The 12,900-nt window shown below is 36.8% G+C and carries 17 protein-coding genes and 1 pseudogene; 2 read left to right on the forward strand and 16 right to left on the reverse strand.

What is annotated here, in order from left to right; all coding sequences use genetic code 11:
- Nucleotides 1-216: 216 nt before the first annotated feature.
- A complete protein-coding gene (locus OR571_RS20625) occupies nucleotides 217-879 on the forward strand; it encodes a DUF2306 domain-containing protein (RefSeq protein ID WP_282245640.1) in 663 nt (220 codons plus the stop codon).
- A 728-nt stretch (nucleotides 880-1,607) separates the two neighbouring features.
- Here the strand turns inward: OR571_RS20625 and OR571_RS20630 are convergent.
- The 12 genes and pseudogenes from OR571_RS20630 to OR571_RS20685 all read right to left on the reverse strand — a co-directional run bounded on the left by OR571_RS20630 (nucleotide 1,608) and on the right by OR571_RS20685 (nucleotide 7,770).
- Nucleotides 1,608-2,219, reverse strand: a complete 612-nt coding sequence (locus OR571_RS20630; protein ID WP_282245641.1) for an SAM-dependent methyltransferase — start codon at nucleotides 2,217-2,219, stop codon at nucleotides 1,608-1,610.
- Between the two features lie 48 nt (nucleotides 2,220-2,267).
- A complete protein-coding gene (locus OR571_RS20635) occupies nucleotides 2,268-2,624 on the reverse strand; it encodes a thioredoxin family protein (protein ID WP_282245642.1) in 357 nt (118 codons plus the stop codon).
- Nucleotides 2,625-2,664: 40 nt separating this feature from the next.
- Complete coding sequence (locus tag OR571_RS20640; RefSeq protein ID WP_282245643.1) at nucleotides 2,665-3,441, reverse strand: sulfite exporter TauE/SafE family protein; 777 nt, start codon at nucleotides 3,439-3,441, stop codon at nucleotides 2,665-2,667.
- Between the two features lie 51 nt (nucleotides 3,442-3,492).
- Nucleotides 3,493-4,619, reverse strand: a pseudogene (locus OR571_RS20645) (MBL fold metallo-hydrolase).
- A 68-nt stretch (nucleotides 4,620-4,687) separates the two neighbouring features.
- Nucleotides 4,688-5,113 carry an OsmC family protein gene (locus OR571_RS20650; RefSeq protein ID WP_282245644.1) on the reverse strand — a complete coding sequence of 142 codons (426 nt, stop codon included), beginning with the start codon at nucleotides 5,111-5,113 and terminating at the stop codon, nucleotides 4,688-4,690.
- Between the two features lie 100 nt (nucleotides 5,114-5,213).
- A complete protein-coding gene (locus tag OR571_RS20655; protein WP_282245645.1) occupies nucleotides 5,214-5,609 on the reverse strand; it encodes a DsrE/DsrF/DrsH-like family protein in 396 nt (131 codons plus the stop codon).
- Nucleotides 5,602-5,853 carry a glutaredoxin family protein gene (locus OR571_RS20660; RefSeq protein WP_142538105.1) on the reverse strand — a complete coding sequence of 84 codons (252 nt, stop codon included), beginning with the start codon at nucleotides 5,851-5,853 and terminating at the stop codon, nucleotides 5,602-5,604. The genes OR571_RS20655 and OR571_RS20660 overlap by 8 nt, the downstream gene beginning before the upstream one ends.
- Nucleotides 5,854-5,942: 89 nt before the next feature.
- A complete protein-coding gene (locus OR571_RS20665; RefSeq protein ID WP_282245646.1) occupies nucleotides 5,943-6,239 on the reverse strand; it encodes a rhodanese-like domain-containing protein in 297 nt (98 codons plus the stop codon).
- A gap of 19 nt (nucleotides 6,240-6,258) precedes the next feature.
- Complete coding sequence (locus tag OR571_RS20670) at nucleotides 6,259-6,621, reverse strand: rhodanese-like domain-containing protein (protein WP_282245647.1); 363 nt, start codon at nucleotides 6,619-6,621, stop codon at nucleotides 6,259-6,261.
- Nucleotides 6,622-6,686: 65 nt separating this feature from the next.
- Nucleotides 6,687-6,914, reverse strand: a complete 228-nt coding sequence (locus OR571_RS20675; RefSeq protein ID WP_282245648.1) for a sulfurtransferase TusA family protein — start codon at nucleotides 6,912-6,914, stop codon at nucleotides 6,687-6,689.
- A gap of 78 nt (nucleotides 6,915-6,992) precedes the next feature.
- Nucleotides 6,993-7,253: a metal-sensitive transcriptional regulator gene (locus tag OR571_RS20680; protein WP_142538109.1), complete on the reverse strand. Its 261-nt coding sequence runs from the start codon at nucleotides 7,251-7,253 to the stop codon at nucleotides 6,993-6,995.
- Nucleotides 7,254-7,359: 106 nt separating this feature from the next.
- A complete protein-coding gene (locus OR571_RS20685) occupies nucleotides 7,360-7,770 on the reverse strand; it encodes an Lrp/AsnC family transcriptional regulator (protein ID WP_282245649.1) in 411 nt (136 codons plus the stop codon).
- Nucleotides 7,771-7,886: 116 nt separating this feature from the next.
- Between OR571_RS20685 and OR571_RS20690 the strand changes: the two genes are divergently transcribed.
- Entirely contained in the window at nucleotides 7,887-8,645 is a 759-nt protein-coding gene (locus tag OR571_RS20690) for an MBL fold metallo-hydrolase (RefSeq protein ID WP_282245650.1), read from the forward strand.
- Nucleotides 8,646-8,784: 139 nt separating this feature from the next.
- Here the strand turns inward: OR571_RS20690 and OR571_RS20695 are convergent, their stop codons facing one another.
- From OR571_RS20695 to OR571_RS20710, 4 genes are all read right to left on the reverse strand, one after another.
- The gene (locus OR571_RS20695; protein ID WP_282245652.1) at nucleotides 8,785-9,348 is read right to left on the reverse strand and encodes a beta-class carbonic anhydrase; all 564 of its coding nucleotides are present in this window, start codon (nucleotides 9,346-9,348) and stop codon (nucleotides 8,785-8,787) included.
- Between the two features lie 171 nt (nucleotides 9,349-9,519).
- Nucleotides 9,520-11,937 (reverse strand): heavy metal translocating P-type ATPase, encoded by a 2,418-nt coding sequence (locus tag OR571_RS20700; RefSeq protein WP_282245654.1) that lies wholly within the window; start codon nucleotides 11,935-11,937, stop codon nucleotides 9,520-9,522.
- 71 nt (nucleotides 11,938-12,008) lie between these two features.
- Entirely contained in the window at nucleotides 12,009-12,215 is a 207-nt protein-coding gene (copZ, locus tag OR571_RS20705; RefSeq protein WP_142538114.1) for a copper chaperone CopZ, read from the reverse strand.
- A gap of 75 nt (nucleotides 12,216-12,290) precedes the next feature.
- On the reverse strand, nucleotides 12,291-12,623 hold the full coding sequence (locus OR571_RS20710) for a metal-sensitive transcriptional regulator (protein ID WP_282245657.1): 333 nt from the start codon (nucleotides 12,621-12,623) through the stop codon (nucleotides 12,291-12,293).
- Nucleotides 12,624-12,900 lie beyond the last annotated feature (277 nt).

Below are 12,900 nucleotides of genomic sequence, written 5' to 3' on the forward strand. Positions count from 1 at the left end.
CGTCCGTTTGTAATTATTTTAGCATAAAAATTCATAAAAATTATATAATATTCTTATTCTCTTATAACTTTTATATTTGTCTCTAGAGAAAATACGATTCGAGCTATCACCACTAACTCTTTTGTAAGTTTTTAATGGTTGACGGAATTTTCCGCAGATAGTATATTTATGCCGCAAAGCAGAATTTAATTCTATTAAAAATGGTGAGGTATCAAGATGAATAAAATAAGTGGATTTATTTTTACTTTTTTAGCAATTGGAGTAGCAGGTTATGCCATTGTTCAGTATTTTATTATCGGAGTGGATCATGCAGGGCTCGTTCAGATGAAGTTAATGTCGCTTTCTAAGTTGAGTACATTCTGGTACGTTATGCTATTTATCCATATTGCAGCAAGTGTTGTAGCATTAGCGATTGGTCCTTTCACTTTATCTGCAAAGTTTAGAGAAAAAAATATTATTCGTCATAAACGATTAGGAAAGCTGTATATGCTCGGTATTCTATTCGGCGGTGTTTCCGGTCTTTATCTAGCATTTTACGCTACAGGAGGATTGGCTGGAAAGCTAGGTTTTGGTTCCTTGTCAGTATTATGGTTGGTTTCTGCCTATCAAGCACTTGCTAAAGTAAAAGCTAATCGAGTGAATGATCACCAACAGTGGATGATACGTAATTACTCCTTAACTTTTGCAGCAGTCACACTGCGCATTTGGCTACCTTTGTTCATGTTGTTATTAGGTTTAGAGCGATTCGAACTTAGTTATGCTATTATCGCATGGTTGGCTTGGGTGCCTAATATTGTTATTGCAGAGTTGTATATACAAAGAAAACTAATTAAAAAGCAGGTATCCAACTTACCTAACCATCCAACAGTAGTAGAATAATAGAAAATGTAACTTTAAGGTATATTTATTTTATAATCATGCCTGATTTAGAAACATTCCCCCATCGACAGCTTCTCTGACAAAGCACATTTCATGAGTGCCAATAAACCTTACTTCAAGTAAATGAAGGAAATAGACGATATGGCAGATATGGCAAATGGAAATGAGCCATAATAGTGGAATGTCGGATATAATAGGGAAACTGCGCGGTAGTGAGTTGAATGAAGTGTCCGCTGGGATTTCCGCTACAAGGGTGGACGCTTTCCGCCGGCTTGACTTCAGCCGCTTCCTTCTCTACGCTCAGTCCAGGGTCTTCAGCTCAAGCTATTCCGGCTGGAGTCGCCACCCTTTCGCTACAATCCAGTAGAGTCTGCTCATTACTAAGAAATGATGCACTAAATCTAGTACTATATTGTTTTTCTATAGGAAAACCTAATATTAATGGAATAAGACTTACTTTATAGTGATTATTAGTAGGTTCTATTGATTGGAATGTAAGGCGACGACTCCTGTGGGATTAGCGAGACAGGAGAGACCCCGCACGTAGCGTTAGCGGAGGAGGAGGCTCACCGCTCGCCCCACGGAAAGCGTCCGCCTGGAGCGGAAATCATGGCGAACATCTTAGTATCTTACCGCGCAGTTCCCCTATACTGATCGACAAATTATAGAGCTTATAATCTTCTAAATCATAAAAAATCGACTCAGATATATATGGAATCATTTTTGCTTTAATTTTGTTGATCTTTCGGTTTCTGCCCAACAAATTGAATTACATGTGATAATCCATTATGTTTTTCACCTTCATGACGGACAACCTCTCCCATGAAAGAGTGAACTATGCGCCAGTCAGCAAAGTCTTTCAAAAACTCCTCTGGTTTGTATAGAAAATCCAGTTCTTGCGGTCCACCACTTTGATAAGGAATCTGGTAATGTGAATACACCTCTGTCAGGAAATATCCACCGGGCTTTAAAGCTTCCTTTACACCTTGAAGGGTTTTCATTCGAAGCTCGGCCGGAAAGTGACCAAAAATGCATACAATTTCATCCCATTTAGCTTCACTCCAGTTTGCTTCGTTTAAATCTACCAGTTCTGTCGAGATAGCTACATCCCGTTCTTTCGCAAGCTTATTTGTTTTCTGAAGTCCAGATTCCGCATAATCCCAAGCTGTAACGTTCATTCCCTGTTCTGCTAAGTAAACTGCATTTCGCCCTTCCCCTTCAGCTATGGCCAAAGCGTTACCAGAAACATTTAATTTATGTTGAAATTCTTTCAAGAAGACATTTGGTTCCTTACCATAAACATAATCCTCTGTTTGAAAACGTGCATTCCAATGATTCATCTTATGTCATCCTTTCCAAACTATAATCGCGAAGTGAATGAATCAACATCAGTCTGTTTCGTGAACAATCATGTTATAAACTTTACCTATCCTATCCTGTAAAGATTGCATTTGAACAAATCGGGCTTCCCTTATAATTTCTTTGCCATCTACAAATAAAAGTAGCGCAGGCACCGTAAAAATCGAAAGACGTCCAGCTATTTCCTCGACAACGTCTGCATTTATATGCCCTAGCTGTATGAGTGGAAATTCTTTTAACAACTCCTTCAACTGAGGCAGTATAACATGACATACGCCACAATTAGTTCTGGATACATATAAGAAACTAAATTGATGGTCCTCGATAAACTTTTCTACTGAAGTGAGCGATGTTAATGTAATCATATCTTCTCCTTTCGTTTTCATAGTAGTAATTTTCTGATGCATTTTGTTCAAGTCAGCAACATTATAATATATCTAACCAAATCTTCACTGCAGTTACAAATATTAATACAGCTAAAATTATCTGTAACACTTTTGTATTTAACTTTTTCCCAGTCATAGCCCCAAGTGGTGCAGCAATTAAACTTGCAATCACCATGATAAGTGATGGTAAGAATTCTACTTGCCCGGTTGACACTTTTCCGCTAATGGCACCAATTGATGAAATAAGGGTTATCGCCAAGGAGGAAGCAATTGTCATTCGTGTTGGTATTTTTAATACAGTAAGCATGATGGGCACTAATAAGAACGCCCCACCTGCACCAACAATTCCTGCAGCTACTCCCACGATTAAGGCAAGTAATGCGGCAATCCATTTGTTAAACTTTATCTGCTCAAGGGGTATGTCATCAAGTCCTTTTTTAGGTATGAACATCATGATGGCAGCAATTATCGCTAAAATTCCATAGACTATATTAATTCCGCTTTCAGGAATCTGTGTGGAGCCAAATCCTCCAATGAAACTACCAATTAAAATACTAACACCCATGTAAGCAATCAGTTTTTTATTTAATAATTCACCTTTACGATAGGCAATGACACCACCGATTGTCGCAAAAAATACTTGAATTGCAGTTATTCCCGACACTTCATGGGCTGTATAATGAGCAATACCAAGTGCTGAAGGGATATACAACAACATAGGAAAATTAATAATGGATCCACCTATTCCTAACATTCCCGAAATAAATGAGCCTATTAATCCTATGAAGAAGATGATAGCAATAAAGCTTATATCCATTTTAACCTCCTACTAAAAAGGGAAGCTACAATAGCTCCCTTTTTAATTTCCTTATCGAACTGCACAACGATTTGGTCCAATTTCCATTTCACGTTGCGTTTCTTCATCAGTGCTCTTTTTCCCCATATTCATTTCACGAATATCTTGATATGCATTTGGCTGTGGCGGTAAATTTTCAGTCACCATTTGTCTAAATTCATTTTCATCCTCCATGTTTAGCCCATGATTTGTTTCATAGAGCGTACTTAACTTTTCAGATACACTACCATCTGCATTTAATTCATCTATAATCATAAAGTGTGCTGGTAGAACGATTAGTTCCCCAGATAACTCTTTGTATCTCGTGTATAGACTTTCTCTTAGATCCTCAACCCAGTCCTCGGCTAACCCAGCTAAGTCTGGTCTTCCAATGGAATCAATAAATAATATATCTCCTGATAATAAGAACTTTTCGTCCACAACAAAAGACGTTGATCCAATTGTATGTCCTGGAGAATATAACGCATGAATATTTATAAAAGCATTACCAATTGTCACTACATCTCCATCTTCTAATGGTTCATATTCAAAGGTAACATCCACAGCGTCTTTTGGTGGAAGCAAGTATATTGCGTTTGTTTTTTCAGCAAGTTGTCTCCCACCAGAAATATGGTCGGCATGTAGATGCGTATCGAAAATATGGGTAATTTTTGCCCCAATACGATTTGCAAAATCCAGATAGACATTCGTCATTCTTGCAGCGTCTACAATGGCAGCCTCACCGTTTGAGACGATCATATAAGACAAGCATCCCTTACCAATTCGTACAAACTGATAAATTTCTCCACCATCTTTTAGATCCCCAATTTTTACAGGTTCTAAATGTTCACTCCATGCACTCATTCCACCCGTTAGGGAAGAAACTGAAAGTCCTGCCGCTGTAAGCATCTCTGCCACTACCATAGACGAGCGCCCTTTGGCACAAACAACAAGTACATCTTTATCAGAAGGAATCTTAGCCAAAATCCCTTCTACACCATCAAGTAATTCAAAATATGGTACATTTAAATAATCAAAGTTCTCCCCTTCAATTTTCCAGTCTGCAAAATCACTTCCATTCCGAATATCTAAAATAAATAGCTCTTCTTTGTTAAATACTTTTTTGTTACCTCTTTTGAAGTCATGGTATTCACAGTCATATTTTTACCCCCTGCGGTATATTTATTTATAAAAAAATTTAAAACGTGATTGTTACATCTTCTTTCTTTTATTTCAAAAAAACTTTACCTTGTACTTCAATAGTAACGCCTGCTTTTTTCAATAAGTTTCCGACTTCGCATTCTTTATCTGCTCCTTCTATTGCTCTTTGTGCAGATTGAATTTGTATTTCTGTTGCATCCGCAGATAAAATGATTTGTGGATAGTGAGTTATGTTAAATCCATTATCGGATATCGCTGCCTCGGAATTTATTGTATGTTCTACTACAGGTAACTTTCTGCTTTCAAGCATATAAGTAAGCGTTGCTATAAAACAAGTTGCGGCTGAAGAAACTAGTAACTCTTTAGGATCTGTCCCGTTTCCACTGCCACCCAAAGAGATTGGAATAGCGACTTTTGTATCCAGATAATCTGCCTTAAGAGTCCCATTCCCTGTTGCTCCACCATGCCAAACAATATTTAAATTTGTTTTCAACTCTGCCAGCGTTCACATTCCCCCATTTAAATTATTAATATTTAATCTCAATCTTCATTACCTTTCATTTCTAGAAGCCTAAAATTTCAGCTGAATGAAGTTAAAATGTCAATGTTACGTCAGCGTCTTTAGCAAACTCTAAAAATGTAACAGCTCCGCCTACTTCAATTCCATCGATAAAGTTCTCTTTATCTAATCCCATAACATCCATAGTCATTTGGCAGCCAATGAATGTAACACCCATCTCTTTTGCCATTGCTACTAATTCCGGGATGGCCGGAACATTGACTTTAGTAAATCCTTCTGCAAAATGCTCTTTTCCTACTGGCATTGGAAGTTGCTGATATGCCTCTTTGTGAATTAAGTTCAATCCCTCAAATGTAAAGAAAATGGCTACTTCTTGATCTGTTGCAGCAGCTGCAGTTGCGATATTAAATACTTTGTATGCATCAAATAATCCACCATTACTTGCGATAATTGCTACTTTTCTATTCATTTATTTTTCCTCCATTTCTTAATGCAATCATGATATTGTTTGGATCAAAGCCTACAATCCATTGACCATTCACTTCAGTTTGTGGCACTCCCATTTGTCCTGTTGTTTTTACAAGTCGTTGCATAACTTCAGGTTGTGTTTCCACATTCACTTCAATAAAAGGAATGTTTTGTTCGGATAAAAAGTTCTTTAACATAACACAATAAGGACATTGTGTTGTTGTATATACTGTTACTGAATTCATTTTCAAATCTCTCCTTAACGATTTTTTGTAAATATCCTTCATTTTCGTCACCTAAATACCATTGGGGGTATATGAAATTCTAAAAAAATTTACTCTTCCTTGCCTTCCCAAGAAAGCATGCCACCTTGCATATTGATCACGTTATAACCTTGTTCTTCAAGGAATTCTGTTGCACGTCCACTTCTTCCTCCTGAACGACAAACCATGATATACTCATTTGACTTATCTAATTCATGCATACGAAACTCAACTAATCCTAATGGAATATTTATTGCTCCTGGAATTTTCCCATCTGCTACTTCATCTACCTCACGCACGTCGATTATATTTAATAGCTTTCCTTCATTCATTAAAGTCTCCACTTCTTTTGCAGTCATTTCTTTCATTTTAAGTCCCCCTATTCTATTATCTCCAGGTGCTTATGCCACCTTTTACATTTGTTACTTTAGTAAAGCCCATTTTTTTTAATATCTTAGTCGCTTTTTGACTTCTCATTCCACTTTGGCAAATAACAATCACTTCTTTTTCCTTTAAAAGTTCCTTATCCGCTTTTTGAGAAAGTTGGTGAAGAGGAATATTTTTAAAGCCTTTGATATGATTACCTTTAAATTCACCAGGTGTTCGAACATCCACAAATTGCTTTTCCCTGTTATTTAACTCTTCTTTTAGATCTGTTGTTGATAGTTGCCTTACTCCTTTTGTTGGTAGAGCACGCTGTAAAATGAAAACCAAGAAAAGAGCGATAAGGATGTAAATTACGTATTCCAAATCTGTTACCACCTTAACGGAAATTATTTACCCCCTAGGGTATAAAACTGTATAAAAAAATAGAATTAGCCCTTTTTAATCCAAAACTTTAATACTTCATCTTCTTCCTCATGTTTCAGAAGCTCATGCCCACCAGATCTAGCCCAGGCTGGGAAGTCATTTTTAGCTCCCTTATCTGTTGTGTGAACCTCTAGTAATTGACCCTCTTCAAGTGCATTTATGGCCATTTTACTTTTTACGATTGGCATTGGGCATGCTAATCCTTTTACATCTAATACTTTATCAACATTCATTTTTATTCCTCCTTTTCTTTTACCGTTACCCCTATGGGTATATTAACGGAAGAAAAAAAAGATGTCAACCCTTAAGTTTCATCTGCTTTTTACAAGCAAGTTGACAGCTTCTTTAATTAGTTCGTCCGTTTTTTCTCCATTTTTTTCAGCATCTTGAACACATTCAACTAAGTTTGAACTTACAATCACACCTATTGTACGATCTACTGCTGAGCGAACAGCCGACAACTGGGTAATGACATCTTTACAATCTTTGTTTTCTTCCATCATTTTTAAGATGCCGCGAAGTTGCCCTTCCATACGCTTTACTCTATTTTTAAGTTGATCATTATATTCCATAGAAGTTCACCTCCAAGTTCATCACAAAATTACTGACAGTCATCATATTATACCCTCACAGGTATATTGTCAACACTGACAACTAGTCCTACCCTATTAATTCAAACTACTTATTAATAACAATTGATAATTTATAATTTGCATGTTTGTTTAAATCTTCCAGAAATTCATCTAATGCTTTATTCGATGGAAATTTGCATTCGAGAAAATAACAACCATCCCCACTGATTTTATAATTATGGATTATGTATGCTTCTTGAGTTTTTATAAACGATAGATAAGGTTGATGGTAAGTACTTTGTGTAATAATCGTAATAAAAGCGTGTATAAAATACCCTAATTTAGTTTGATTAACTTTTATTGTATACCCCTCTATCAAGCCATTATCCTCTAACTTGGCAACTCTACCTGAAGCAGCTTGTCCAGTTAAATGGACCTTCTCACCCAATTCTTTCATGGTGATACGACTGTTTTTGGATAGCTCATCCAAAATAAGCTGATCCGTGTTATCTAACATTTGTTTAACTCCTTTCATTTATCAAGTCAAACCCCAAAAAGACTTGAATTTATCTATGTAACGCTGATTGACCATAGTATAAACTATATACGAATCAAAGAAAAGGAGTTGTAATTATGGATATTCAACTTATTCGAAATGCTACGCTCGTTGTTCAATATGCAGGCAAAAAGTTTTTAATAGACCCAATGTTAGCAGAGAAAGGAACTTACCCACCTTTCCCTAATTCATTAAGACAGGATCAAAACAATCCACTGGTTAATTTGGTTACACCAATTAATGAATTAATTAATGTCGATGCGGTAATCGTCACACATCTACATTTAGATCACTGGGATGATGCCGCTATAGATACATTGCCAAAAGATATTAAATTATTTGTCCAAAATGCGGAGGATGCGACAGTAATTCACAACGCTGGTTTCAATAATATAGAAGTTTTACAAGAGGATACGCTCTTTGAAGATGTTCAATTAGTTAAAACAAAAGGGGAACATGGAAGAGGACCGGTGTTAGAACTTGCTGGTCAAGTATGCGGTGTCGTCTTCAAACATCCAAGTGAAAAAACGTTATATGTAGCAGGAGATACTGTTTGGTATGAAGCTGTTCAAGAAGTGATTGAGACACATAAACCGGAAGTAATTGTTGTAAATGCTGGAGACAATCAATTCCTTGAAGGCGGTTCGCTCGTAATGGGGAAAGAGGATGTTTATGAATTGTATAAAGCTGCTCCTGACGCAAGAATTATTTCCGTCCATATGGAAGCTGTCAATTACTGGACATTATCGAAAGAAGAATTGAAAAACTTTAGTCAGGAAAAAGGAATCTCTTCCAATGTATTAGTGCCAGACGATGGTGAATCCTACACATTTTAAGCATAAAAAACAGACAGAAAAGCTACATTTCTGTCTGTTTTTTTATCCATATTTCATAATTGTACATTTGATTTAAAAACCGAATTCCTTGTTTAATATAGATGAATGTAAAGACATCAGGAAAGGATTTTTCAATCATTTAACGCTCATATCCGTCTACTACTACATCTAACTTTCCTGTTTCGGGGCAGATTACAAGCCCATGGACACTTATGTGTTTGGGAAACATCGGATGATTCTTGACCATATTAACGCTTTGTTCGACACTTTCTTCAACTGATTGAAATCCTGTTAACCAGCTTTTAACGTCAATACCTGCATTCATTAAGGTTGGTAGGACGGTTTCATCTAATCCGCCTTCCTTACATTTTTCTAAGAAAGAATTAGGCTCTAACCCATTCATTCCACAACCATGATGTCCAACGATCGCGACTTCTTTTGCACCAAGCTCATAAACGGCAACTAATATACTTCGCATGACACTTCCAAATGGATGCGACACAATTGCTCCCGCATTTTTAATAAGCTTGATGTCACCATTTTTTACGTTCATTGCTTTGGGCAATAATTCCACAAGTCGTGTATCCATACAAGTAAGAATCACCATTTTTTTATTAGGAAATTTAGTCGTTTCATATTTTTCATATTCTTTATCTTCAACAAATTTGTTATTGTAATCAAGAATCTCAGAAATTAATGTCATTTATATCACTCCTATATAGTTTATAAAATTATTTCATAACTTTCTTTTATATTCAATATACAATAACTCCAATTGTTCTTACTATATATAGAAGCCTCTGAATTTACATGGAGTAATATGTAATCTATAGAGGAAACAGTGTAAACACCGTTCACTCTATAGTTAACTAATCTATTTTTCTAATTTCACTCTTTGCAAACGTAAAGCATTTAACACGACTGACACAGAGCTAAATGCCATTGCTGCACCTGCAACCCATGGAGCAAGTAACCCGATGGCTGCAATAGGAATACCAAGTGTATTGTAGCCAAATGCCCAGAATAAGTTTTGTTTAATATTGCGCATTGTTTTGCGACTCATTAAAATTGCATCGGCAATACTATTTAAATCTCCTCGGATTAGCGTTACGTCAGCGGCTTCCATCGCAACGTCAGTCCCTGTCCCAATAGCCATCCCAATATCAGCTGTAGCTAGTGCTGGAGCGTCATTAATACCATCTCCGACCATCGCCACTTTTTTACCGGTCGCTTGCAGTTTCTTCACCTCTTCTGCTTTACCTTCTGGAAGAACTTCTGCAATGACCGCGTCAACGCCTACCTCTTTCCCAATAGCTTGTGCTGCTCGCTTATTATCACCTGTCATCATAATGACTTTGATACCCATTTCTTTCAAACGACGTACGGCTTCCACTGATGTGTCTTTGATTGTATCTGCTACAGCAACTAGCCCTGCATATTGTCCATTAATCCCAGCTAACATCGCTGTTTTACCGTCGCTCTCCAATTTCTCCATTGTTGGAAGAATAGCTGTAATATCGATGCCGTATTGCTGCATGAGCTTACGTGTTCCAATGACAACGCCTTGACCTGAAACGGTTGCTTGCACACCATACCCTGGAATTGCTTCGAAGAATTGGACGTCACCAAGTTGAATACCTTTTTCCCCAATCCCTTGTACGATTGCTTGTGCTAATGGGTGCTCGGATTGTTTTTCTGCTGCACCGATCAATGATAAAAATTTCTCTTCGTCTTGATCAGCTACTACTAAAATATCTGTTAATACAGGCTTACCATGTGTTACAGTTCCTGTTTTATCTACAACGACTGTATCAATGCTTTGTGTTTGTTCTAAATGCTCGCCGCCTTTGAATAAAATACCAAATTCAGCTGCACGACCCGAACCTGCCATAATAGAAGTTGGTGTCGCTAAACCAAGAGCACAAGGACAAGCGATAACTAATACCGCGATTAACACTTCCAGTGCAGGTGTAAACTCACCTGGTTTAACCCAAATAATCCATACTAAGAAGGTAAGAATCGCGATTCCAACTACAATCGGTACAAAAATACCTGATATTTGATCCGCCATACGTTGAATTGGTGCTTTTGATCCTTGAGCGTCTTCTACTACTTTAATAATTTGAGCCAATGCAGTGTCACGACCAACTTTTGTAGCTTTCATTTTGATAAAACCATTTTTATTAATCGTCGAACCGTATAAGACATCACCGCTTTTTTTATCAACCGGCAAACTTTCACCTGTTAACATGGATTCATCAACGGCTGACGTTCCTTCTAGTACTTCTCCGTCAACTGGAATTTTTTCACCTGGCTTTACTAAAATAGTATCTCCAATCATTACTTCTGCTAATGGTATCTCTTTTTCAATACCGTCACGTAAAACGATTGCTGTTTTTGCTTGAAGTCCCATTAATTTTTTAATCGCTTCAGATGAACGGCCTTTAGCTTTGGCCTCAAATAATTTACCTAAAACAATGAGTGTAATCAGTACAGCACTTGTTTCAAAATATAGGTGGGGACTGTGATGTGTCCCAGCTGTAATAATTGCCTGATAAACACTATAAAAATAGGCTGCAGAAGTACCCATAACAACAAGCACATCCATATTGGCACCGCCATTACGAAGCGTTTTATATGCACCGACATAAAACTGTTTTCCGATAATAAATTGTACCGGTGTTGCTAAAATTAGTTGTATCCATGGATTCATTAAAAAGTCTGGCACGTATAAAAATGATGTAAAAGAAAAGTGCGCTACCATCGTCCATAATAATGGTAACGACAAAATAGCCGATGCAATAAACTTACGTTTCTGTTCTTTGATGGCCTTTTCACGGTGGTCTACTTGTTCTTTATCTTCTTGCTTTTGATGTGCACCGTAACCAAGCTTCTCTACCTTCGCAATAATGTCCGCAATTGTTACTTCTGACGGATTAAATTCGATTGTTGCTTTTTCAAGCGCTAAATTAACGTTCGCTGATGCAACACCTTCCATTTTATTTAACCCTTTTTCAATACGAGTAGAACATGCTGCACAAGTCATTCCTGTAATATCAAATTCCGCTTTTTCTTTCACTACACCATAGCCAAGTGCTTCAATTTTCTTTTCCAAATCTACTGCATTCAGTTTGGATGGGTCATATTTAATCGATGATTTTTCTAATGCCAAATTGACTGTTGCTTGCTCGACACCTTCCATTTTATTGAGCCCTTTTTCTATACGGGTAGCACATGCCGCACAGGTCATTCCAGTAATTTGTATATTTGATTCTTTTACTTCTATACTCATAATGTTTACCTCCTCATACCTATTAGGGGTATAATTCATTGAAAATGAGAGAGTGCTTTAAAAAGCACTCTTTATTCTACCTCATATCCTTGATCTTCAATCGTTTCTTTAATTGTATCAAGTGTTACTTGCGATTCATCGAATGCTACCTCGACTTGAGCATCCGCTAGGTTCACTTTTACTTGTTCTACTCCTGCTAATTGACCAACGCTTCCCTCGACTGCATTCACACAATGCCCACAAGACATACCCTGTACTTCTAAAGTTATATTTTTCATCTTTTTCTCTCCTTTTGTATTCCCCTTATACACTATGGGGGTATATATCAATTAAAAAAATAGTCACTATTCTTTTTATTTTTTCATGAGCTTTTGAATCGTTACTACTAATTCGTCTAATACTTCTTCATCACCTTCTGAAAGGCGATCGACGACACAACCTTTTAAGTGACCTTCTAAAAGAATTTTGGCAACACTATTTAACGCAGATTGTGTAGCAGACAATTGAGTAATCACATCATCACAGTAAACATCTTTTTCAATCATGCCTTTAATACCGCGAATTTGACCCTCAATTCGATTCAATCGAGTTGTTAAATTATTTTTCACATGTTCTGGATGATGACTTTTTCGACATGATGTAACCTCTTCTTTATGGCAAGCTACTTCCTCCACTAAGTTTTCCATCTGTTTATCCTCCTATCTTGATTACACTCTAACATACCTTAAGGGGGTATGTAAAGTTAGAAGTTCGAGTTTTATCTTGTAATTTTTTGCGCCTAACATTTGGTTTAGCGGAGTAATTACTTTTGAAAAAAATAACTTTTCTAAAAACAAAACTTCCATTCGTCATCATAAACCCTCTGTTGGGAAAGTATCAATTAGTTGACTGAATATTCTATAATTGAGAATACCTTAAGATAATTGAGAATTTATAAATGAAATAAAAATATACTTCCTTTCT

Source organism: Psychrobacillus sp. NEAU-3TGS, from assembly GCF_029955155.1.
GTDB lineage: Bacteria > Bacillota > Bacilli > Bacillales_A > Planococcaceae > Psychrobacillus.

Excerpts from the sequence above, each read along its gene's own strand:
- OR571_RS20625 (WP_282245640.1), top strand. The coding sequence starts at position 217 with ATGAATAAAATAAGTGGATTTATTTTTACTTTTTTAGCAATTGGAGTA.
- OR571_RS20630 (WP_282245641.1), bottom strand. The coding sequence starts at position 2,219 with ATGAATCATTGGAATGCACGTTTTCAAACAGAGGATTATGTTTATGGT.
- OR571_RS20635 (WP_282245642.1), bottom strand. The coding sequence starts at position 2,624 with ATGAAAACGAAAGGAGAAGATATGATTACATTAACATCGCTCACTTCA.
- OR571_RS20640 (WP_282245643.1), bottom strand. The coding sequence starts at position 3,441 with ATGGATATAAGCTTTATTGCTATCATCTTCTTCATAGGATTAATAGGC.
- OR571_RS20655 (WP_282245645.1), bottom strand. The coding sequence starts at position 5,609 with ATGAATAGAAAAGTAGCAATTATCGCAAGTAATGGTGGATTATTTGAT.
- OR571_RS20660 (WP_142538105.1), bottom strand. The coding sequence starts at position 5,853 with ATGAATTCAGTAACAGTATATACAACAACACAATGTCCTTATTGTGTT.
- OR571_RS20665 (WP_282245646.1), bottom strand. The coding sequence starts at position 6,239 with ATGAAAGAAATGACTGCAAAAGAAGTGGAGACTTTAATGAATGAAGGA.
- OR571_RS20675 (WP_282245648.1), bottom strand. The coding sequence starts at position 6,914 with ATGAATGTTGATAAAGTATTAGATGTAAAAGGATTAGCATGCCCAATG.
- OR571_RS20680 (WP_142538109.1), bottom strand. The coding sequence starts at position 7,253 with ATGGAATATAATGATCAACTTAAAAATAGAGTAAAGCGTATGGAAGGG.
- OR571_RS20685 (WP_282245649.1), bottom strand. The coding sequence starts at position 7,770 with ATGTTAGATAACACGGATCAGCTTATTTTGGATGAGCTATCCAAAAAC.
- OR571_RS20690 (WP_282245650.1), top strand. The coding sequence starts at position 7,887 with ATGGATATTCAACTTATTCGAAATGCTACGCTCGTTGTTCAATATGCA.
- OR571_RS20695 (WP_282245652.1), bottom strand. The coding sequence starts at position 9,348 with ATGACATTAATTTCTGAGATTCTTGATTACAATAACAAATTTGTTGAA.
- OR571_RS20700 (WP_282245654.1), bottom strand. The coding sequence starts at position 11,937 with ATGAGTATAGAAGTAAAAGAATCAAATATACAAATTACTGGAATGACC.
- copZ (WP_142538114.1), bottom strand. The coding sequence starts at position 12,215 with ATGAAAAATATAACTTTAGAAGTACAGGGTATGTCTTGTGGGCATTGT.
- OR571_RS20710 (WP_282245657.1), bottom strand. The coding sequence starts at position 12,623 with ATGGAAAACTTAGTGGAGGAAGTAGCTTGCCATAAAGAAGAGGTTACA.